The organism is Pseudoduganella sp. jia 12, assembly GCF_055502675.1.
This window is the reverse complement of record NZ_JBUXKP010000014.1, coordinates 108,717-130,165: the sequence shown is the minus strand read 5'-3', so window position 1 is coordinate 130,165 and position 21,449 is coordinate 108,717. Positions and strand designations below refer to the sequence as shown.

The window sequence follows — 21,449 nt, the reverse complement described above, 5'->3', positions numbered from 1 at the left end:
GTTGCCGGGCCATTGTAAGCACTCGGCTTGGCAAGAATGTAACTTTTGAAACATTGTCGGATCGGCGCGACAGTTGCAGGGATTGCCGTGTGGTATATATTGTTTACCCCTTTTTAAGACCTGCCCCATGGCGAATCTCCTGCCGAATGGTTTATACGACCACCTGCTCACCGACGATCTGTCGGAACAAATCGGTCAGCATCGGGCCGATCAGTTGACGCTTGGTCATCTCGGCACGCGTGATGCGACACAGAAGCTGGTGGATGCGTTATCTGAACAACTTCAAGGCATTCTGCGGAACTTGCCAGCTGAGGAAAGCGATAGCGAAGACGAGGCAGTGCAGCATGCGCATGTCGATGTTCAGCTAAAGCTCATCAATGACCTGTTGGTCAGCCTGCGTACACAACTCAACCAGCGCTATCCGGGCTCCGACCATGCCGACGGTGTCCGTCTGCTGGCCAGTCCCGCGCGACACCTCACATCCGTTCACCGGGATCGACCGCCGCTCACGATGCCGGATACGGGCATCACGGCGCCCTGGCTGTTTGCGGCATCCAAATCGTCGCCCTCCTTACTGAACGAACTTCGGCATGAATTAATCAGCAGCGATCGTGTCGATATCCTGATGAGTTTCATCACAGTGTCCGGCTTGCGCAAGATCCGCGACATCCTGCAGAGCATTACTGCTGTAGGTGGCGATGGGGTTTCAAAGACACGACTGCGTGTTTTGACGACAACCTACATCGGCGCAACCGAAGCGCAGGCGCTCGATGAGTTGGCGCGTCTGCCCGGCTGTGAGGTCCGTGTCTCGCTCGATGGCCGCCGTACCCGGCTCCATGCAAAGGCCTGGATATTCGAGCGTAATAGCGGATTCGGCACCGTGTACGTCGGGAGCGCCAACTTGACGCAGGCGGCAATGGCCGGCGGGTTGGAGTGGACAGCCAAATTCACGGAGCACGGGCAGGGCGATACCTACGCGCAGGCGCAGGCGCAGTTTGAAACGCTGTGGCATGACAACGAGTTCGTTCCATACCATCCCGACAGCGAAGGCCATCGCGCCGCACTGGATCAGGCGCTCTCACGCGAGCGCGGCACGTACAAGGACGTCGCTGCGCCGCACGTACTGAGCTTCTTCGATCTGCAGCCCAAGAACTATCAGCTCGAGATGCTGGAACAGCTCCGGGTCGAACGTGAGCATGGCCGCAAGCGCAATCTCGTGGTGGCGGCAACCGGTACTGGCAAGACAGTCATCGCGGCGTTCGATTATCAGCGCACGTGCATTCAGCATGGTGGGCGCCCCCGACTGCTGTTCATTGCGCATCGCATCGAAATCTTGCAACAGGCTGTCCGTACATTCCGCGAAGTGCTCAGGGATCCCAGCTTCGGCGAGCTCCTGGCGGGAGGCGGCAAGTTCACTAGTCCTGATCATCTGTTCGTGACCATCGACAGCCTTCGCACGCAGGATCTGATCGGGCGGTATGGTGAAGACTTCTGGCATACCGTGATTTTCGACGAGTGCCATCGCATGGCCGCTGCCAGCTTTGACGACGTGGCGACCCGCATCAAGCCCGGAATTCTGTTGGGGCTGACAGCAACACCAGAACGTAGCGATGGCAAGCCGATTCTCAAATACTTCGATTGCCGCCCTGGCGGTATTCCGGCGGTGGAGATGCGGCTATGGCACGCACTAGACCTGCAATTGCTGGCGCCGTTCGAGTACTTCGCCTGCGACGACGACACCGATCTGCGCGACGTTCCGTGGAACCGGGCGGATGAACAAAAGACACTTGATACGCTCTTCACAGGCAATCACGCCAGGGCGCGTCTTATCGTCAACGAATGGCGGCGTTTGTGCGCGAATCCGCGTGCAAGCAAGGCCATCGCATTCTGTGCAAGCGTTGCTCATGCGGAATTCATGACGAAGCAGTTCAGTCATGCCGGGCTGCCGGCACTGTGTCTTACCGGTCAATCCAGTAAAGAAGAACGCGAGACGGCACCGCGCAAGCTGGAAAGCGGCGAAGCCTGCGTTCTGGTGACTGTCGATCTTTACAACGAAGGTGTGGACTTGCCGATGGTCGATACTTTGCTGATGCTGCGGCCGACCCAGAGCCCGGTGGTATTCCAACAGCAGATCGGCCGTGGATTGCGACTCTCGAAGGAAAAAGAGAGTTGCCTGGTGCTCGATTTTGTCGGGCAACACCAGAAGGAGTTCCGGTTCGATCATTTGCTCGGCCAACTGACAGGCCTGACCCGACGCGAACTGCTCGATGGCGTGGAAAACGGGTTCAGCAAACTGCCAAGCGGCTGTTACCTGCAGTTGCAGAAGCGGACACGCGAGCAGGTATTAACCAGTCTGCGTAATCTGATCCAGCAGAACTGGCGCAGGCTCATCCGGGAGTTGCAAACCTTTGTCATTCTCCATGGCCGTAGCCAGCTCAGCCTGCCACGGTTCCTGCACGAGCAGGCGTTGAGCGCCAGCGACATTTACCGTGGCACTGGTCACAGCGGCTGGACGGCGCTCCGGCGCGCTGCCGAAATACTCGATGGCGAGCCAGAGCCAGACGAAGAATATTTCGGGCGCCGCTTCAGCGCGCTGTTGCATGCCGATGATCCCGAACAGCTTGCGTTGATCCAGGCGCTGGCGCAGCCAGGGTTCGATGAACAGCTCGACGATCCGCGCACTGCGTTGCGCTTGCAAATGTTGGCCTATCAGGTCGATGGAATAGCCGCACGCATAGGGAGTGGAATGGATTTCCTCGCGCGCCTCCGCCGCAATCCGGATTGCCTGGACGAGTTGACCGAGCTTGCACAAGTTCTGGAAGCTGGTGCTTCCACGCGGGCGATACCTATCCCAGGGATCGAGAACGTGCCGCTTTGCCTGCATGCGCACTACCGGCTCAACGAAATCCTGACTGCGGTCGGCTTCCTGACTGCAGAAAAGCGGCCACGCTTCGGCGAAGGCGTACTGCGGCTGAAGGAGCGCAAAACCGAACTGCTGTTCGTTACGCTCGACAAACGTAGTGGTTACCACGACGCCATCTCGTATCACGACTATGCCATCAGCCATGAGCTGTTCCACTGGCAAACACAGAACAACTGCAGTCCGCACACTGCGAGCGGACAGCGATATCTGCAGAGCGTGGGAGCAGAGCGAAATGGCTGGCAATTCCAGCTCTTCGTGCGCGCGGACAAGGACAGCGCTTATATGGCATGTGGCCCGGTGATACTGAAGAGTTATCACGGCACGCAACCAATGAACATTACCTGGCAATTGCTCAATCCATTGCCGGCCGCGGCATTCACAAAATTCAGCGTGCTGCGCCAGGCCTGAAACGCATGCTTGGCAGGCGCATCGTATCCAACATGCGCCAGCTTGCTGTCAGGCCGAGACATTGACAGCTAAATCCGCCCGCCCCCACCCCTTCCGGCTGTGTCCCCACCTATACCTTTGGTAGCTGCCCCAGCACGCCCATCCCAAGCACAATGATCGTATTGGCCATGGCGGCGCAAGCCAATCGAACCAGCGGCAAACGGGGCCTTCCGGGCAACGGCCGCACAAAAAAAACAGGGGAGCATCAAAACATGACAACCGAAGACATCAACCAGAAACGGCGGCAAGTCCTCCTCGCCAGCGGCAGCGCGGCAGCCTTGCCGCTGGCCTGGATGAGCTCAATCGCACCCGCTCACGCCGCGGCGGGCGCACAGCAAACCAAGAAAGGGAAATCGCATATGGCAACGAGCACGGTCACCACCAAGGATGGCGTCGAAATTTTCTACAAGGACTGGGGCAGCGGCACGCCGATCGTGTTCTCGCACGGCTGGCCGCTCAGTTCCGACGACTGGGATGCGCAGATGATGTTCTTCGTGGCGCAGGGCTTCCGCGTGATCGCCCACGACCGCCGCGGCCATGGCCGTTCGAGCCAGGTGGCGACCGGCCACGACATGGATCACTATGCCGACGACCTGGCGGCCGTGGTGAAACACCTGGACCTGAAGGGTGCGATCCACGTGGGCCACTCCACCGGCGGCGGCGAGGTGGTGCGCTATCTGGCGCGCCATGGCGAGTCGCGCGCCGCGAAGGCGGTGCTGATCGCGGCGGTGCCGCCGCTGATGGTCAAGTCGGCCTCCAATCCGGGCGGCCTGCCGAAGGACGTGTTCGACGGCATCCAGCAGCAGGTAGCCACGAACCGCGCGCAGTTCTACCGCGACCTGCCATCCGGCCCGTTCTACGGCTTCAACCGCCCGGGCGTCAAGCCGCAGGAAGGCGTGATCCAGAACTGGTGGCGCCAGGGCATGATGGGCGGAGCGAAGGCGCACTACGACGGCGTGGTGGCGTTCTCACAGACCGATTTCACCGAAGACCTCAAGAAGATCTCGCTGCCCGTGCTGGTGCAGCATGGCGACGACGACCAGATCGTGCCCTATGCCGATTCCGGCCCGCTCTCGGCGAAGCTGCTGAAGAACGGCACGCTGAAGACCTACAAGGGCTACCCGCATGGCATGCCCACCACGCATGCCGATGTGATCAACGCGGATATCCTCGCGTTCATCAAGGGGTGATCCGTCGCCGCCATGCAGGTGCCGATCGCACCGATGACGCAGTCGCATGAATAGTGTTCAATCATTCACCGCAGTGATGGGCGCTATCTGAACAATCAATTGGCAAGTTGGCGGCGAAAATGAAATGATGCACCTGTCTCCTCCAACTCTTCACAGAATTGGACTTTGGCCAGCCACCGAGCTGGCCATTTTTTTGCCCGGCCGTCGCGCGCTTTCACCAGTGGAATCGAGCAAGCGACGGACAGGCAAATGCCTTCCCATCACCTCTCGCCGTAGGCTCCTTCGCTCAGCCCCAGCGCACAATACCGCGCCCACAGCATCATGCTCCACTCGCGCTGCTCCCACGTCAGCTCCAGCCGCTGCAGCGCCTCGATGAACTGCGCATAGGTCACGACATGGAATAGGCTGTCGCAATCCCTGAGCATCGACTTATGAACAGTCATCGATAAGTCCTGGCTCCGGCCTTCCGCTCCCAAGCTGGCACGATCATTCACAGCAGTGATGAGCACTATCCCAACAATCAATTGGCGTACAAGCCATCGAAATGGGATGATTCACCTGTCTCCTCCAACTCTCTACAGAATTGGATTCAAGCCGGCTCCAAGCCGGCTTTTTTTTCGCCCATCATTTGCCCATCACGTTCCGGTGGCGGATGCCGCGGCGTTCAAAGTCCCAGCTCGCTCAACCCCGGATGCCCGTCCGGCCGCCGTCCTTGCGGCCAGCGGAACAGCCGGTCTTCCTCCCTGATCGGCAAATCGTTGATGCACGCGAAGCGCCGCGCCATCAGGCCGCGCTCGTCGAACTCCCAGTTTTCATTGCCGTACGAGCGGAACCAGTTTCCCGAATCGTCATGCCACTCGTACGCATACCGCACGGCGATCCGGTTGCCGTCGAAGGCCCACAGCTCCTTGATCAGCCGGTACTCCAGCTCCCTGGCCCATTTGCGGGACAGCATCTGCACGATCTCCTCGCGGCCGTCGACGAACTCCGCGCGATTGCGCCACCGGCTGTCCGGCGTGTAGGCCAGGCTGACTTTCAACGGGTCGCGCGAATTCCAGCCGTCCTCCGCAAGCCGCACTTTCTGGATCGCGCTCTCGCGGGTAAAGGGAGGAAGGGGTGGGCGTGGTGCGATATCGGTTGTCATGCATGTTCTCCAATAGTGTGAAAGTCGTTTCGGGGATGCAGCCCCATGGTAGAACGTTCAGGAACCCGCGCCGGGATTGAACGGCGAAGCATCCCCGTAATCCCACTCCAGCGCATGGGGCAGGTTGCGCAGGATCCAGCGCCGTACCTTGAATTCCCAGTAGCGCCGCGTGCCGCCCGTTTCGCCGGCGGGATCGGGCTGGTTCCACAGCACGGCCGCGGTACCCGTCAGCTGCAGCACCCGGCCATGGGCGAAATCGACGATGCAGATGCCCGCGCCGCCGTCCGCCTCGATATTGCCGAGGGTGTTGAACATGCTGTTGCCGCGGTAGTCGGGAATGCGCAGCGTGGTGTCGTCCACCAGCGTCACGAAGCCCGGGTTGCCGCCGCGGTGCGACGCATCGGCGCCAGCTTCGGCATGACGGCTGGCGACGAAGAGCGTGTCCGCTTGCGTAATGATGTCCGCGACGGCGCCGCGCAGCGCCTTGCCTTCCGATGCGTTCGCGGCGCTTGGCTCTTGCCGCGATTCGCCCGGCTCGCGCAGGTGCCGCCGCTGGATGTACTTCGGGCAGTTCGGATACGCCTCGAGGATCGCCACTTCGGCGCCGAGCGCATCGATCCGCAGCACGGTGCCGTTCACGCGGTAGCGCCGGCGCGAGCCCAGCTCGATGAACAGCATGCCCACGTCCGCACCGGCCGTCATGTTGTGCCATGCCGGATCGGCGGTGTCGCGATCTTCGCGTGCCATGTCGATCGAGATCGACCGGCCATCGTCCGTGTGCAGGAAACCCGGCTCGCCGAACACCACCGATGCCCACACGGCACCTTCGGCATCGGTACTCGCCAGCACCGCCATGGACTGCTTCGCGATGAAGGGGCGGGCGCCGCCGATGACCGTGTCCGACAGCATCGCGACGTTGCGGTTGGCGATGCCGGTCTCGCCGGCCAGCGCCTGCACCTTGCGCTCGCCATCGTGGAAGGCCATGTCGCTCATCTTGTTCTCCGGTGATGCCGGCATTCCGGCGTATGCAGGAATGCGGCGGTTGGATTGCCGATGACGTCATTCTGCGAAATAATCGATTCCGGTGGAATCGCCATCCGGCGCAAGACATCATTTCGCGGGGAGAAATGCGTGGACCAGATTCACCTGATGAACGTGTTCGTGGCCGTCGGCGAGGAAGAGGGCTTTGCCGCGGCGGCGCGGCGCCTCGACCTGTCGCCGGCCGCCGTCACGCGCGCCATCGCCAGCCTGGAGGAACAGCTGGGCGTGCGGCTGCTGCTGCGCACCACGCGCAATGTGCGCCTTACGGAAGCGGGCCAGCGCTACCTGGACGACACGCGCGCCATCCTGGCCAGCATCGAGGAGGCGAACCAGGCGGCGGCCGGCGTGAACGCCGCGCCGAAAGGCAACCTGACGGTGACGGCGCCCGTCCTGTTCGGCAAGGCGTTCGTGATGCCGTGCATCCTGCGCTACCTGGACGCGTATCCGGAGGTGGACGTGTCGGCCCTGTTCCTGGACCGCGTGGTGAACCTCGTGGACGAAGGCATCGACGTGGCGGTGCGCATCGGCCACCTGCCCGATTCCAGCCTGAAGGCACTGCGCGTGGGCCAGGTGCGACGCGTGCTGTGCGCCACGCCGGACTACCTGGCGCGCCATGACATGCCGCGGCATCCGGCGGACCTGCAGCGTCACACGATCATCGCCGCCACGGGCATCTCGCCGCGCGTGGAGTGGAAATTCGGCGCCGTCGACGACCCCACGCTGGTGCGCCTGCGGCCCCGTCTCACGGTATCGAGCAACGACGCGGCCATCGAGGCGGCGGTTTCCGGCCTGGGCATCTGCCGGCTGCTGTCCTACCAGGTGGCCGACGAAGTCAAGGCGGGCAGGCTGCAAATCCTGCTGGACGATCACGAGGAGGCGCCGTGGCCCGTGCACCTCGTCCACCGCGAGAACAAGTTCGGTTCATCGAAGGTGCGCAAGTTCATCGACATGCTGGCGGAGCATCTGCGGGGGCACCAAAACCTGCAATGAGCAGCCAATGAGCGGCATTCTACCGGGCGCAACGATGAACTGATCCTCGCGCCGTTTCGCCGCGGTGTTCCGCTTCCTGGAATGGCCCCATCCGCTGTACGTTCGCGGCGGGCCATTTACCGGGCATTGCGCGGAATGTGGAGGAGGGCTTTACGGTGTTCACGTGCCAAGCCCGGGCAGCGGCGGAGAGCTAGCCGCTGCCCGCATGCGGGCTTGACCGTCAATACCGGCCGGCCACCGCGCCGATCCACGATCCGTTGCTAAAAGGTGCAAACATCTCCGCGCTTTTGTATCGCATCTTGCCAACCCTTCTTCATTCGATATAGCGTTGTGCCTTGTGTTTTCGGTAAGCTTGATAGCCGGCGTAATTGCAGAGTTTTTTGACCATCCAGTCCAGGAGGCTCACCATGGCAACGTCATTAAGCATTCATATCGATCACTTCACCAGCGCTGCGCATTCCCATATCGTCGGGTTGGCCGATGCTATTGCCGCCAACAGCTGGAGCGCTGCCAGTGCGATCGTGGATCGTGTAGCGGATCTCAAGCTGACTGCGAGTATCGCAAACCTCATCAATTCATCACGCGAGGCGACTGTGTCATTTGTCGAACGTGCAGAGGCCGAATTGCCTCCCGACGCGGTCAAGTTCATCTTTGGCGGAGTAGTAAGCGGTGTTGGCGGTGCCGCGATTGCCGAGGCAGCCGGGCTGGCCGCATGGCTTGGCATTGGCGTCCTGTCGGTCAAACTGATCGCCATCGCCCTGCTGCTCTTGGGGCTGTCGATCGCTCTTCCCGCGCTGTGGCGCGTGGCGATGAGCAAACTGGAACTGTTCAAGGAAAAATTCTCCGGCGATTGACGGCCGGGCAGGTGACTTTCTGCGGCATTGCCAGCCAATACACCTTCCCTACGCTGCAAAAACCTATCGGATCGCCTGCCGGCGGCCCCGGCCAGATCAGCTTGCGCAAGAACACCACCCGCCCGGTTTCCTCGAAGCCCGGCGCGCGGTGCATCGCCTGGCTGGTTTCGTTGTCCAGCAGCGCGATCAGGAGGGGGCACGTGCGCCACGTGCGGTGACGGCCGGCGTAACGGGTATGGAAGGGCAGCGGAACGCGCCGCCATAACGCTGCGGAGAATGATATCTTATTTACAATATCCGCGGGAGGGGGGGGGCCACACCGGCGGCGCCCCCCGCCCCTTACACCTTCCTCACGCTGCAGACTGTATCGAACCACGCCTGCATGCCCACCAGCGGCGCCGGATTCACGGGCAGGATGGCATTGATGTTCACGCCATTGCCACGTCCGCCGCGCCGCTCGTCCCACCACACGCCGTTGCGCAAATCGTCGGTGGCCGGTGCGGTCGAGAGGGCAGGGCGAATGCCGCCTTGCCCCGATCCTTCCAGCACCGCATCGCGCGCACCGTTAAGGCCCTGCGTGGAACGCCCGCCGAACTTCCAGCCCAGCGAATTCGACACGGCCAGCACCTTCGGGTGGATGCCTTCGGTCACGAACACGCGGATGCGGGCGCGCCCCACGACTTCCTCCTTGCCCGCGGCTGGCGCCTTGAATGCCTGGTCGCCGACATTGCCCGAGCGGGGCCGGTAGGTCGTCAGCTCCACCATGTCGCCCGATTTCACGCCGATGCGCGCGGCGACCGACGGGTGGATCCACATGGGGTTGTCGTGCACGATCTCGGCCAGGTATTTCTGCGACGCGGTGCGCCCCTGCGTGTGCACGTTCCACTTGAACGACGTGAGCACGAAGCGGTCGCGCGGCAGTTTTTCCAGGCCCGGCACGGAGTGGAAGGCGGGCATGCCGTCATCCTTCATGCCGGCGGTGGCGGCCACCTGCGCCACTTCCGGCGCGTGGATCTCGAAGCGGCGCGATGGCGTGGCGAAACCGCGCAGCGGCTGGCCGCGCACCACCAGGCCGATGGCGCGTTCCTTGCCGCCCGCTTTGTCGGCCTTCATGACGCAGCCCGTCGCTTCGTCCACGCGGGTGCCCGCCAGCTGTGCGGCGTCGAGCTGGCGGCGGTAGACGTGGTAAGCCTTCGGCTGGCTCGTGTCCACGTGCACGCCGTAGTGCTTCATGTAGTCGAAGCCGCTGGCGAACTGCTTGCCGTCCGGGCCCGTGCGGGGCAGCTTCGAGCACTGTTCGCGCACGTAGTCCTCGTGCGTGCCGAAGGCGAAGTACTTTGCCTGCGCGGGGCCGAGGCGCTTGCCGATGTTGAACAGCACGTCCGGAAACGACACCGTCTCGCCCGGCGGCGGCACCATCGGCTGGCGCAGCATCACATAGTGCTGCAACTCCAGGTTGTTGCGGATGTCCATGCCCCACCGTTCCAGGTACGTGGCGTCCGGCAGGATCAGGTCGGCGTAGTGCGCCATCTCGGAATAGATGATGTCCGAGCAGGCATGGAAAGGAATCAGCTTTTCGTCGCACAGCACCTCGGTGGCGGTGGCGCGGCCTTCGGGCCACGTCATCGGCGAAACGATCGTGTAGCTGATGTACACGTCCAGGCGCGCGCGGCCCTGCTTCAGGTAGTCGTAGACCACCTGGCCCACCGTCATCTTCTGCCAGCGGTTCGCCAGCGGCCATTCGGGCGGGTCTTCCAGGTCGGTGCGGATCGTGACCTTCGGCAGCGCCGGCTGCGGCGTCGGATAGCGGGCCGGCGACAGCTTCTCGTCCAGGCCGTAGCAATAGCCACCCGGCACGCCGATGGCGCCGACGAGCGCGTTCAGCATGACGACCGCCCGCTCGGCATTGAAGCCGTTGTAGTGGGCGCCCGTACCGCGGTTCGTGAAGGCCGCCACCGCCGGCTTCGCGGCGGCGAATTCGGTGGCGAGCCGCTCGATGTCCCTGGCGGGTACGCCCGAAAGCTTCTGTGCCCAGGCCGGCGTGTAGCCGGCCAGCCAGGTGCGCAGCTGCTTTTCACCCGGCTGCACGAAGTCGGCCATGAAATCGCGGTCGTGCAGGTTGTCGCGCAGGATCACGTGCGCCATCGCCAGCGCGATCGCGCCCTCGGTACCGGGGAAGGGCTGGAACCATTCGTCGCTGCGGCCCGCCGTGTTGGACAGGCGCACGTCGAACGTGACCAGCTTGGCGCCATGGTCGAAGCGCGCCTTCGTCACCCGCTTGACCAGGTGCAGGCCGCCCTGGTGTGCCTCGAAGAAGTTGGCGCCGAAGTTGAGGAAGTAGCGGCAGCGTTCCGCGTCGATCGATTCCCAGTCGGTTTCGCCCAGGCTCACGTAATTGGCGGCGCGCTTGTTCGAGGAGCACAGCGCACGGTGGTTCAGCAGCACGGGCGAGCCGATCGCGTTGAGGAAGTGCGACGTTTCCGCTGCATAGCGCGAGCGGCCCTGGTGGATCGCCACGCGTTCCGGATGGCCGTCGTCGATGCAGCGCTGGATGCGCGTCGCCATCTCGGCATAGGCCTCGTCCCACGTGATGCGCTTCCACAGCCCTTCGCCGCGCTTGCCCACGCGCTTGAGCGGATACAGCAGGCGTTCCGGATAGCTGTTGATCGTGGGGCCGCTCTGGCCTTTCGCGCACGTCATGAAGCTGCCCAGGTTCGGGTCGAGCGGATTGCCGCGGATCTTGACCACGCGGCCGTCCTGCACGAAGCCTTCGATGCCGCACACGGTGGAGCAGTTCAGGCACACGCTCTTGACGGACTTCGCCTTGCTGTAATCGGGGCGCACCTTCTGCAGCGTGCCGTCGGCGGCCGGCGCGTAGTTCAGCGGCTCGGTGACCGCCGCGGAGGCCTCGGTGGCGCTGAGCAGGATGGTTTCGCCGACGGCGAGGGTGGCGAGGGCTCCCAGGCCCGACTTGATGAACTGGCGGCGTTCCATCATTTGCTCCCCGTGCCGTAATCGGCGCGCAGCTCGGCCCAGGTGTCGACCTCGTAGGTAAACGGATCGTGGTTGCGTCCCTTGGGGAGCTTGCGTTCCATGGCGCGCGGCACCACGCTGCCGATGCCGCGGTAGTGCACGGCGGGGCGCGTCTTTTCCTCGGCCTTCAGTACCGTGAGCTCGGCCTGGTGGCGCGCGCGGAAGCGGCTGATGGCGCTGGCCGGATCGTTCTCGTTGCCGAACACGAGGACCTCGGTAGGGCAGGCTTCCACGCAGGCCGGCTGCATGCCCGCCTCCAGGCGGTGGCTGCACAGGTCGCATTTGTCGGCCACCTGGGCCACCGGGTCGATGTGGATCGCGCCATACGGGCAGGCGCTGATGCAGTCGCGCGAGCGGTCGCAGGTCGCCGTGTCGATGCGCACCACGCCGTCGGCGTCGCGCCGGATCGACTCGGTGGGGCAGGCCGTGAGGCACGGCGCGTCCTCGCACTGCATGCACAGCGTGGGCAGGAAGGCGCGCCGCATCGTGCTCTTGCCGACGGCATCCTTGCCCCGGTAGTCGTGGTAGTACACCTTGGTGCGGAACGCGCCGAGGTGCACGGAATTCTCGACCTTGCAGGCCACGGAGCACGCGTGGCAGCCGATGCAGCGTTCGGTGTCGATCGCCAGGCCCCAGCGGACCTCCGTGGCGGCCGAGGTGGGGGAGGCAGGGGAAATGGGAGCGGGGGAAGCGGAGGTTGGGCTACTCATGCGGATGGCTTTCGTCCATGGTTGCTGAAAACAGGACGGGAGGATACACCCGCGGGTGGTATGGCGGACAGCGCGGTGGACAGCGTGGCGGACCGGATCGTCAGATCAGCTTCCGGAAAAACACCACCCGTTCGCTTTCCTCGAAGCCCAGCGCGCGGTGCATCGCTTGGCTGGCTTCGTTGTCCAGCAGTGCATCGGCGGCCAGTTCCTCGCAGCCCACCGCCTGCGCCCACGCGACGATGGTGGCCACCAGCAGGGTGGCCACCCCCTTGCGGCGGGACTGGGGCGCCACGTAGAGGCCTTCCAGGAAGGCGACCGGCGATGTTTCCGTACCGTTCACGTAATCGGTGCGCAGCGCCGCTTCCACGAAGCCGGCCGGCGTGCCGTTCGCTTCGTAGGCCATGTACTGCACATAGCGGCCCGGCTCGTCGAGCAGGGCCTGCATTTCAAGGAGGTGCTCGGCCGGCGGACCGACCGGCCACAGGGCCTGCCGAAGCGCCAGCCACCCTTCCTGCGCGGTGGAACTACAGGGAACGATCTTCATGCTGTGCCGACCTTTCGCGCGGATATCTCAGCGTTGACCCGAGGTCAGCTTACACCATGCACTGTCGTGGTGCGATATCCCGATCGTCGGGAATGCTGGGAATCCCGCCTCCGCGTTGTTTTACTGACGCGATCGTGCGAACTGCCGGCCGGTTCGCCGGATTCAACAATTTCGCGGGCAGGCGGAGGAAATTCGCGCGCCGTTCGTCTAACGAGTGTGAGGACCGACGGAGCACGCAAATGGATATTGGAATTGTCGAAAGAGTAGTACAGGATTTGGACTACCCGGTGGACTACCCGGTTGCCCGCCCGGTGGCCCGTCTTCGGCCGGGCATGACACTGCCCCGGCCGCTTCCCGTGGCGGAACCGGCCTTCGCGCCGCCGCGGCCCGGGCCGCTGGCCCGCGGCCTGGCCGCACTGGCGCCGTTCGGGCACGACGCCCGGCGCCGCGAGCGCTTCCTTGCCGCCCGCGAGGAGGGATGCTGCTACCAGTGCCATGCGCCGCTGCAGAACCTGCTGAACGATTGCCCCTGCCCGCACTGGTTCATCACCTCGGCGAGCACCGTGGAGCGCATCGAGCCGGTGCTGCGCATGTATGCGCTGGGCGATGTGCTGCACTTCATCCTGATGCACCTGGCTTCAAGCAATGCCGGGCGCGCGATGCCGCGCGGCGTGCTGGCCGTATCGAACGCCGGCGATGCACGGGAACTCACGGCGCGCATCGGCCGCAAGCTGTGGCGCTTCCGCACCGTGGCGGCGGAAGGGCAGCCGGCCCGCCTCGTCGTTGCGCTGTTCAATCCGCGCACGGGCAAGCACACGTCGATCGAACTGCCCGCCACCGGGCACGATGCCGACATGATGGCGGCGCTCACGCGCGCCATCGGCGAACAATAAACACTCAACGACCGAAGAGACCCACCGATGCCCAGGCATTCACGCTTGTCCCTGCTGATCGCAGCAATCTTCTGCCTGCCGGGAGCTTCGTCCGGAAAATAATGTCAGACAGCGGACCGCCGGCGTTGCATTACCGGTCCAGCGTCAACCCCATCAGCCCGATGACCACGTCATTGGCCAACGCGCGCACGGTCATGCTCTGCAGCGTCTTGCTACCGTCCAGCGGCACCTGCAGCACGGTGGCGGCGCCGCCGTCGATCGATTCGCGGGCGCTGCCCTTGAAGGTGGCGGGGTCGGGCACCTGCACCCGGGCCGACTTCAGGTCCACGCGCACGGGCAGCGTGCCGCACAGCCGGAACTGGTAGTCGTCGAGGAAGTAGTCGCGCTCGATCGGCCACCAGTTGTCCGGGTTGCGCAGCGGCGTGCGGACAGTGGTGCCGTCCGTGTAGGCCACCACGATCTCGCCGTTGTCGATGCGGCTTTGCATGTGGTTCGTGGAGCCCGCCATCAGCAGGAAGGCGTGCGATGCCTGGCCGGACAGCGGTACGGTGGTGGCGCGCGGATAGTTGTCCCACTGCGAAGCGAAGGCCACGTTGGCGCCGCTGGCTGGCGTGGCGAACGTCAGGCCGTTCGGCAGCCGCAGCGTGCCGCCGAGCGCGCGCAGGCCGGTGTCGTCCAGTTTCGGCAAGTCGTTGACGTGGCCTGCCCACGCGCCGGCGCCCTGCGCGGGCAGGGCCAGCGTCACGTGCGGCGAACGGGGCGACAGGTACTTGAAGGGCTTGAACAGTTCCGTCACGCGGTCGTTGAAGGCGCCGGCCAGGTCGACGTGCCGCGGGCGCACGGGCGTGCCGGTGGTCCAGCCCGGGCCTTCGAGCTTGCACGCGGCTTCCCGTGGCGGTGGTGAAGCAGCGCGCCACCAGGTGAAGTCGCCCTGGCGCACCTGGGCAAAGCCGTCGCGTGGCGCGGCGCCGGCCGGCGTGGCGCGGGCGGCGTCGATGGCGCCGCCGCTCCAGGCGATGTCGATCTTCGCCGCGGCGCCCAGCGGCACATCCACCACCAATCGGGGCGCGTCGACCGCGTCGGCCTCGGCCTGCCATCGGGCCGGCTTGCCGTCCACCGTCACGCTGGCCACCTTGCCGGCGCGTGCGGGCACCTGCAACGACAGCCGCTCGAAGCGCTTGCCCTGCTGGCTGACTTGCCACGTGTCGCGGTTGCCGTCGCGGCGGTAGGCGATGCCCACATCCGGATGGTCGATGCGTGCGTGGTCCCAGGCTTGCGGCAGGCCGGGGCGCACGGTGAGCACGCCGGCCAGCGCGTCGGGCTGCAACCCGAACAGGCCTTCGACGAGCGCGCGCGACATCACGCCGGAACCGTCGGCGAAGTCGCGCTGCGATTCGCGGCGGTACACGTCCAGGTAGTTCATGCTGCCGATATTGCCCGGGCTGATGCCCATGTACAGGCTGGCCAGCAGCGCGCCTTTGGTGAGCGCGAACGCCGTCTCGGCGCGGTCGGCCTGCCAGTAGGCGAGCGCCGTGTGCAGGTTCTCGGACATGACCACGTTGTTGATCGACCACGTGTAAGGCATCCAGTCCGACGTGGGCAGTACCGCATAGGGCCGGTCGGCCGGCACGCCGGGGCCGCGCACGGGAATGGGGCGCAGGTGGCGATCCAGGTCGGCCGCCATGCGTGCCGCCTCGAAACGCGTGGGCACACGCGAATCGAGCGTGTGGTAGAAGGACCAGACCGCGTAGCTGGGATGCAGCAGCTGCTGGCCGAGCGCGTCGCGGTATTCGGCGAATGCGCCGCGCTCCGGCATCCACAGCTGTTCGCGCATCGCTCGTTGGATCGCTGCCGCTTCCGCTTCGTATGGTGCCGGGTCCTTGCCGATCATTTTCGCGATGCGCGCGGCCATCGCGTTGTGCCAGGCATTGTAGGCAGTGGTGTGGGTGGCGCCGCCGCCGTTGTAGAACAGGTCGTCGCTGGCCCAGATGGCGGCGTAGGCGTCGTACAGCGGCAGTTTCGACGGGCCGAACTCGCGGCGGAACAGGCGGCGTTCCCACGCCAGGTGACGCTCCAGCACGGGCCACACGGCGCGCGCGTACGCCACGTCGCCGGTCCACAGCAGATGGCGCATGACCGCATCGACAAAGCCGATGTTCATGTCGTAATGCGACTGCGTGAGGTTGCCGTTCGTGTGCATGCCGGCGCGGTTGCGGGCCAGGTTGGTGGCCCGCTCGGGCTGCGGCACCGTGGCGTGGATGGGCGCCGTGTTCTGCTGCGCGGTCCAGCCGTCGGCATTGCGGCGGAAGCGCTCGTGCCAGCCCAGCGCATCGAGCGCATACGGGCCGCGCCAGCCCAGCAGCTTGCTGCGCCATGCCACGGCGCCATGCATGATGGCTTGCTGGGTGTCGTCCCACACGGCGTCGGCGGCCACGTTCAGCGCGCCCATCGCCGCGTTCAGGTAAGCGTCGGGCGTGTCGATGCGCACTTGGTTGCGCAGCTGCGCGAAGTGGCGCGTGGCGTCGGCGAAGCGGCGCGGCAGTTCGCCTGGCATGAAGCGGGGCAGCGGTGCCTGCGGCTGTTTCGTTGCCGCGTTGGCGCCTGCTTCGCGGTATGTCGAAAGTTCCCGCGGCTGCTCGCGGGGCTGTTCGCGCGCGGTCACCTGCAGCGCCAGGTGCACGGGCTGCGTGCCCAGCGGCACGCGGCCGACGGCCACGTTTTCGTCGCTTGCCGCGCTCGATGACAGCAGGGCGGGCAGGGCGTTCCATCCGCTGGCATCGGCCTTGCGCACTTGCGCCGGCACGCTGGCGGTGGCGGTGATCGTGGCCTTCGGCATGGCGACCGTGAAACCATCGCCGGCCACGTCGATCTTCGCGCCGCGCGCAAAGGCCGGCGTGAACTGGAAGTATTCGCCGATCGGCACGCGCTCGGTGCCGATGTCGCCATCGCGGCGTCCGCGCTGGCCGTTGCCGGGGCCGAAGGCGAAGACCAGTTCCGCATCGGCCGGCAGGCCCTCGCCGCGCACCTCCACGGCCAGGCCCTCGGTCGCCGCATAGGCCACCGCCGCCACTTTCAGCCGCCCGCTTGCGCCCAGCATGGGGTCGGCGATCGCGTAATGCAGTTCGCCGGGGCGGTAGCGCGCCTGCACGCGGCGTGCCTCGTGCAGCCACAAGGTGCCGCCCTCGGTGCGAATGCCGAGGCGCAGGTTGCCGCCACGGCCGGGCAGGTACAGCGCGAACTCCGGCCGGTCGCCGCCATCCACGCGGAACGCCGTATTGCCGCCATACAGGGGGCGGTTGAAGAACTCGCGGCCATCGTCGATCACGAAGTCCTCGCCCTCGGGCCGGTAGCGCAGCGGGCGCTCGAGCTGCCCCTGCAAATTCGGCGCGAGGGACGGGGCCTCGGGCTTGTAGGGCTGCGCCGCGTGTGCCGCGCCGTGTGCCCACTGCAGGCCCGCGAGCAGGCCAGCCAGGGAGACTGCGATTCGTATGCTCATCGGCGAACGGTAGCGGAAAATCGCCGGCCGTTGGAAAGCCTGCCTGCAATAGTCATAGGATTGATCGGAAAGATTTCCTGAAAAACGGGGGCTGTCCCCAATGCCGTTCAGTTAACGAAATTCGATGTTGAAAGAACGCCCGAGCTGCAGGGGTCTGTCCCCGGCAAGTGTTTGCGGGTGCCCCGGTTGTCAGCTTTTCGAGGGACTGACCCCGGTTTTCCGGCAATGCCGTCGAAATGCCGGCGAAAACCGGGGTCAGTCCCTTGATCACAAGGAGCGCCGCTCCTTGCCGGCAAAGCGGTGCTGGCCTGCAGGCCAGCGCTCCTCCCAGACCCTGGCATCTGCCGCTGGGGTTTCGCTTATCTGAACGGCATTAGCGACTGTCCCTGATGTGCGCCGGGCGGGGCGGTTTAAAACGGCGGCGGCAATTCCAGGGTCAGCGTGGCGGTGCCGATCGGGGCGTTGTCGCCGGCGGCGCGGACTTCGAACGTGCAGTCGCGGAACGTGAGCCAGGCGGGGATCGTGAAGATGTGGTCGACGATGTAGGTGGCGTCCAGCCGGCCGGCGGGAGGCGCCACGGCCGCGTCCTCGTAGGTGATCCAGTCGATTTCCTGGCCATGCGCCCGCAGCGACAGTGCCAGCTTGCGCAGCGGCGCCGCCGTGCGGGCTTCCACCGCCACCCAGATGCACAGCTCGCCGACGGCACCGGGCGCTTCCAGCAGGATGCGGTCGTGCGCGCCGCCGATGAAGTGCAGCGACTGGGCGCCGGCGTTGTCCACGCCATCGACGAACGCGCAGGCAAGGCGGCGTTCCGCCATCAGATGTTCTCGCTTTTCTTCATCACCACGCGGCCGATCAGCAGGCACGTGATGCCGTCGCACAGCTTGCGGGGAAAGCGCCGCTGGTCGGGGTTGTCGGACGTGAGCCACCAGTGCCCCGCATCGCGCAGCAGGCGCTTCACCACCGCTTCGCCCTCGTAGTTGACGGCGAATACCTGGCCATCGGCCGGCGACTTGTCGGCCGTGTTCACCACGACGAGGTCGCCGCGGTGCAGGCGCGGTTCCATGCTTTCGCCCGTCACTTCGAGGGCGATCAGGTCTTCCGGCGTGAAGCGGTTGCGCGCCAGCCATTCGGTTTCCACGCTGAAGGAGCCGCCCGCTTCTTCATCGGGCTCCACGGCGAAGCCGACGATGCCGGCGGACAGCCGCAGCCGCACGCGCCGGATCTGCACGATGCCGGGGCTGTGCACGTCGATCGGGCGCACGCGCAGGAATACGGGCGCCAGCGACGCCTCCTCGGCCGGCGCGATGGCGCCGAGGTCGAAGAACATGGCCGGCAGCGCCAGGTCGCTTTCCAGCTTGCGGGCGATCTTTTCGCTGAAGGCCCGGCCTTCGCGATAGGTGGCGGAAAGGATCTGCGACAGGCGGGCCTCGCTCCAGCCGCAGGCATCGGCCAGCACCTTGCGGATGCCGCCATATTGGTCGCGGATCAGGGAAGTAAGCCGTTCTCTTCGGTGTTGATAGATGTTCATGAAATCAGCTCACACGATGGGTTGTTTCGATAGATTAGCAAACGCTTGACTCCGACTATAGCAATTGATAAAGTCGGTTGCAAGCGGCCTGATGTTATTTGCGTTCACTCGAGCAAGCAAAAACAACATCAAGCGGCGAACCACACCAGGAGACAAGGCACCATGACCATCGAACTCGGCGCGGCCGGCAGCGCGCTTCTCACTATCTTTGCGGCGCCGTTGCTGGCCGGCGCCCTCGCGTGTGCGTTGACGTTCCTGTTCATGTGGCCCCGCACGCGTCGCGAAGGGTGGGTGCGCTTCGCCTGCGCGATCGCCATGGCTGCCATCGCCGGGCCGTTCCTGCTGGCGGCGCTGCATTCGTGGTGGCCCACGCTGTTCATTTCCGCCGGGTCGGTGATGGCGCTGTGCGGCATCGACGCGTCGCTGGGCGTGGCCATCGTGGGCGTGCCCATGCTCGTGGTCGCGGCGCTGCCCGCGTGGTGGCTGCTGGGGGGCGTGGTGCGCTGGCTCGACCGGCGGCGCGACCAGGACATCGCCGAGATCGCCCGCGCGGCGGCGCAGGCCGTGAAGGATGTACGGAACTCGCTGTGACGGCGGCGACGTCAGCGCGCCAGCACCTGGGTCCAGTACAGCGTGCCGCGCACCGGATTGACGGCATAGGCGACACCCATTTCCACGAACGCCGCGTTCATGATGTTGGCGCAGTGGCCCGGGCTGTCCAGCCAGCCCTGCACGGCTTCCTGCGCGGTGCGCTGGCCGGATGCGATGTTCTCGCCGATCGTGCGCCACCGGTAGCCGGCACGCAGCGCCCGGTCGCCCACCACGCTGCCGTTCTTTTGCTGGTGCTGGAACCAGCGCACCTGCGCCATGTATTCGCTGTGCGACCGGGCGGCCGCATCGAGGGCGTGGTTCAGGCGCAGCGGCGGTGCGGGGCCGAACCGTTCGTCGCCGCATTGGCGCGGCGTGGCGCGCGCGGCATTCACGGCCGCCAGCGTTTCTTCGCCGATGCCATCCGGGGCCGGCAGTTCGCGCTTTTCGGGGCGCGCCAGCACCACGTGCCAGCCATCGGCCACGCGGATCGTGCCGACGGCGGAAACCTCCGTGCCCAGCAGGCGCGTGCAGTATTTTTCGCGCAGCGTTCGCATCGCCTCGGCCGTATCGGCGGCACCGGAAATGAACAGCGCTTCGGCATGTTCGACCGGGTAGCCGGCCTGTTCCAGCGCCGGTTCGAGGAAAGTGCCGGAAACGATGCGGATCTGCGACAGTGCGGCTTCCACGGCAAGCGGCGGCATCGGGGCGGCCGGCATGCCGGCGCAGCTGCCGGGCGCGGCGCGATAGGCATTGATCAGCGTTGCGAGTGGCGAGGTGGCCAGCGGCGGCGCGTGCTGCGTTTGCGCGGGGATGGCGCAGGCGAATGCCGGGGCCAGCGCGGCCAGCGACAACACCATGCGTTTGTTGATAATGTTGAAAGATGTATGTGACATCATCGGAGTTGCAGCGCAAAGAGCGATCTTGCCGCAAATGAGGGCGAGCGGCAAGAGTACAATACCGGCGCCGGTGGTAAGCTGGCGGCCTGTGACGTTCCTGTCCCTGATTCTGTTCCTGTTCCTGTCCCTGTTTCTGTCCGATCTTGTCCTACTCTGCCGAAGCAACCTCCGAAGCGCGCGCCACCGAGGTCACGCTCGTCCTGCACGCCGCCTATGCCGCCGCCCGTTCGCCCTGGGGCGTACGTGCCTGGCGCTGGCACATCATGGCCGATGGCGTGGCTGTCGGCACGATCAGTTTGCGCGATGGCCACTCGCACGTGTACACGCACCTGCTCGGGCACATCGGCTTCGCCGTCGACGCGGCGTTTCGCGGGCGAGGATTTGCCGGCCAGGCCGTGCTGGCGTTGCTGCCGGAAGCCGCGCGCCTGGGCCTGCGCACCGTGTGGATCACCACCACGCCGGGCAACGCCGCTTGCCGGCGCGCGCTGGAACGTATCGGCTGCACGTTCGTGGAAGAAGTGCCGATCCCGCCATGGTATGCCACGTATGGCAAGGGCGAGCGCACCAAGCTGCGCTACCGGCTGGCCGTGGATGGCGACGGATTGGCCGCAAGGTAGCCGATGCGGCGTCGCCCAAAAAAAATGGCCTGCATGCGCAGGCCATTTTCCTTGGGGCTGACGCTTATTTTTTCACGGAGTTGTCGTCCGCGTTGCTCGGATTGGTGGGCGAGGTGCCCGGCGTTGCCGTCGGCGACGTGCTGCCGCTCTGGTTCCACTGGCTCGAATTGGTCGAACCGGACGAGCTGGAACCGGACGAGTTGGAACCGGAAGTGCTGGAGCCCGCGGCGCCCGAATCCATCGAGCTGCTGCCCGACGTGGTGCTCGAGCCGGTTGCCGAGCTGTCGCCCGAGCCGCTGGAGTTCATGCTGTCGGTCGTGCTGCATGCGGCCAGGCCGAAGCACATAGCGGCCGCGAAGATGGCTTTGGTCATGGTTGCTTTGGTCATGGTCATGATGATTCCTTTTCCAGAGAGTTGATTGGTGACTCGAGCTTTGATCGTAGCATTGGATGCAACAGGACCGCGGCACGTTACCCTTCGAAAAAGCCTGTTGCCCAGGAACAGAACTGCAGGTTTCAATCGTGCGTCCATTGACAGTACATTATGAC

18 protein-coding genes are annotated in these 21,449 nt (G+C 65.1%); 8 read left to right on the top strand and 10 right to left on the bottom strand.

Going from position 1 to position 21,449, the window contains the following annotated elements:
• Positions 1-127 precede the first annotated feature (127 nt).
• Both ACY65G_RS26610 and ACY65G_RS26605 read left to right on the top strand, forming a co-directional pair.
• The gene (locus ACY65G_RS26610) at positions 128-3,331 is read left to right on the top strand and encodes a DEAD/DEAH box helicase (RefSeq protein WP_465000294.1); all 3,204 of its coding nucleotides are present in this window, start codon (positions 128-130) and stop codon (positions 3,329-3,331) included.
• Between the two features lie 398 nt (positions 3,332-3,729).
• Positions 3,730-4,560, top strand: a complete 831-nt coding sequence (locus ACY65G_RS26605) for an alpha/beta fold hydrolase (protein ID WP_130190238.1) — start codon at positions 3,730-3,732, stop codon at positions 4,558-4,560.
• Positions 4,561-4,820: 260 nt separating this feature from the next.
• Here ACY65G_RS26605 and ACY65G_RS26600 read toward each other — a convergent pair whose 3' ends face one another.
• The 3 genes from ACY65G_RS26600 to ACY65G_RS26590 all read right to left on the bottom strand — a co-directional run bounded on the left by ACY65G_RS26600 (position 4,821) and on the right by ACY65G_RS26590 (position 6,697).
• On the bottom strand, positions 4,821-5,003 hold the full coding sequence (locus tag ACY65G_RS26600; protein ID WP_465000293.1) for a hypothetical protein: 183 nt from the start codon (positions 5,001-5,003) through the stop codon (positions 4,821-4,823).
• Between the two features lie 221 nt (positions 5,004-5,224).
• On the bottom strand, positions 5,225-5,704 hold the full coding sequence (locus ACY65G_RS26595; protein WP_465000292.1) for a nuclear transport factor 2 family protein: 480 nt from the start codon (positions 5,702-5,704) through the stop codon (positions 5,225-5,227).
• Positions 5,705-5,761: 57 nt separating this feature from the next.
• Positions 5,762-6,697, bottom strand: a complete 936-nt coding sequence (locus tag ACY65G_RS26590; protein ID WP_465000291.1) for a pyridoxamine 5'-phosphate oxidase family protein — start codon at positions 6,695-6,697, stop codon at positions 5,762-5,764.
• 138 nt (positions 6,698-6,835) lie between these two features.
• Between ACY65G_RS26590 and ACY65G_RS26585 the strand changes: the two genes are divergently transcribed.
• The gene (locus ACY65G_RS26585; RefSeq protein ID WP_465000290.1) at positions 6,836-7,735 is read left to right on the top strand and encodes a LysR family transcriptional regulator; all 900 of its coding nucleotides are present in this window, start codon (positions 6,836-6,838) and stop codon (positions 7,733-7,735) included.
• A 407-nt stretch (positions 7,736-8,142) separates the two neighbouring features.
• A complete protein-coding gene (locus ACY65G_RS26580) occupies positions 8,143-8,589 on the top strand; it encodes a hypothetical protein (protein WP_465000289.1) in 447 nt (148 codons plus the stop codon).
• 339 nt (positions 8,590-8,928) lie between these two features.
• Here the strand turns inward: ACY65G_RS26580 and ACY65G_RS26575 are convergent, their stop codons facing one another.
• The 3 genes from ACY65G_RS26575 to aac(6') form a co-directional block, all read right to left on the bottom strand.
• A complete protein-coding gene (locus tag ACY65G_RS26575) occupies positions 8,929-11,586 on the bottom strand; it encodes a molybdopterin-containing oxidoreductase family protein (protein WP_465000288.1) in 2,658 nt (885 codons plus the stop codon).
• Positions 11,583-12,332 carry a 4Fe-4S dicluster domain-containing protein gene (locus ACY65G_RS26570; RefSeq protein WP_465000287.1) on the bottom strand — a complete coding sequence of 250 codons (750 nt, stop codon included), beginning with the start codon at positions 12,330-12,332 and terminating at the stop codon, positions 11,583-11,585. The genes ACY65G_RS26575 and ACY65G_RS26570 overlap by 4 nt, the downstream gene beginning before the upstream one ends.
• Positions 12,333-12,432: 100 nt before the next feature.
• Positions 12,433-12,876 (bottom strand): aminoglycoside 6'-N-acetyltransferase, encoded by a 444-nt coding sequence (gene aac(6') / locus ACY65G_RS26565; protein ID WP_465000286.1) that lies wholly within the window; start codon positions 12,874-12,876, stop codon positions 12,433-12,435.
• Between the two features lie 239 nt (positions 12,877-13,115).
• Between aac(6') and ACY65G_RS26560 the strand changes: the two genes are divergently transcribed.
• Positions 13,116-13,769, top strand: coding sequence for a hypothetical protein (locus tag ACY65G_RS26560; RefSeq protein ID WP_465000285.1), 654 nt, complete (start codon positions 13,116-13,118; stop codon positions 13,767-13,769).
• A 130-nt stretch (positions 13,770-13,899) separates the two neighbouring features.
• Here the strand turns inward: ACY65G_RS26560 and ACY65G_RS26555 are convergent, their stop codons facing one another.
• From ACY65G_RS26555 to ACY65G_RS26545, 3 genes are all read right to left on the bottom strand, one after another.
• On the bottom strand, positions 13,900-17,265 hold the full coding sequence (locus tag ACY65G_RS26555; RefSeq protein ID WP_465000284.1) for a DUF4450 domain-containing protein: 3,366 nt from the start codon (positions 17,263-17,265) through the stop codon (positions 13,900-13,902).
• Between the two features lie 410 nt (positions 17,266-17,675).
• Positions 17,676-18,083, bottom strand: coding sequence for a hypothetical protein (locus tag ACY65G_RS26550; RefSeq protein ID WP_465000283.1), 408 nt, complete (start codon positions 18,081-18,083; stop codon positions 17,676-17,678).
• Positions 18,083-18,796 carry a S24 family peptidase gene (locus ACY65G_RS26545; RefSeq protein ID WP_465000282.1) on the bottom strand — a complete coding sequence of 238 codons (714 nt, stop codon included), beginning with the start codon at positions 18,794-18,796 and terminating at the stop codon, positions 18,083-18,085. Before ACY65G_RS26545 ends, ACY65G_RS26550 begins: the two co-directional genes overlap by 1 nt.
• Before the next feature lie 162 nt (positions 18,797-18,958).
• Between ACY65G_RS26545 and ACY65G_RS26540 the strand changes: the two genes are divergently transcribed.
• Positions 18,959-19,387 (top strand): hypothetical protein, encoded by a 429-nt coding sequence (locus ACY65G_RS26540; protein WP_465000281.1) that lies wholly within the window; start codon positions 18,959-18,961, stop codon positions 19,385-19,387.
• An 11-nt stretch (positions 19,388-19,398) separates the two neighbouring features.
• On the opposite strand, the gene ACY65G_RS26535 is transcribed toward ACY65G_RS26540, so the two are convergent.
• A complete protein-coding gene (locus tag ACY65G_RS26535; RefSeq protein ID WP_465000280.1) occupies positions 19,399-20,244 on the bottom strand; it encodes a CAP domain-containing protein in 846 nt (281 codons plus the stop codon).
• A gap of 182 nt (positions 20,245-20,426) precedes the next feature.
• Between ACY65G_RS26535 and ACY65G_RS26530 the strand changes: the two genes are divergently transcribed.
• Both ACY65G_RS26530 and ACY65G_RS26525 read left to right on the top strand, forming a co-directional pair.
• Positions 20,427-20,900: a GNAT family N-acetyltransferase gene (locus ACY65G_RS26530; RefSeq protein ID WP_465000279.1), complete on the top strand. Its 474-nt coding sequence runs from the start codon at positions 20,427-20,429 to the stop codon at positions 20,898-20,900.
• Between the two features lie 92 nt (positions 20,901-20,992).
• Complete coding sequence (locus tag ACY65G_RS26525) at positions 20,993-21,319, top strand: hypothetical protein (protein ID WP_465000278.1); 327 nt, start codon at positions 20,993-20,995, stop codon at positions 21,317-21,319.
• The last annotated feature ends 130 nt before the right edge of the window (positions 21,320-21,449 follow it).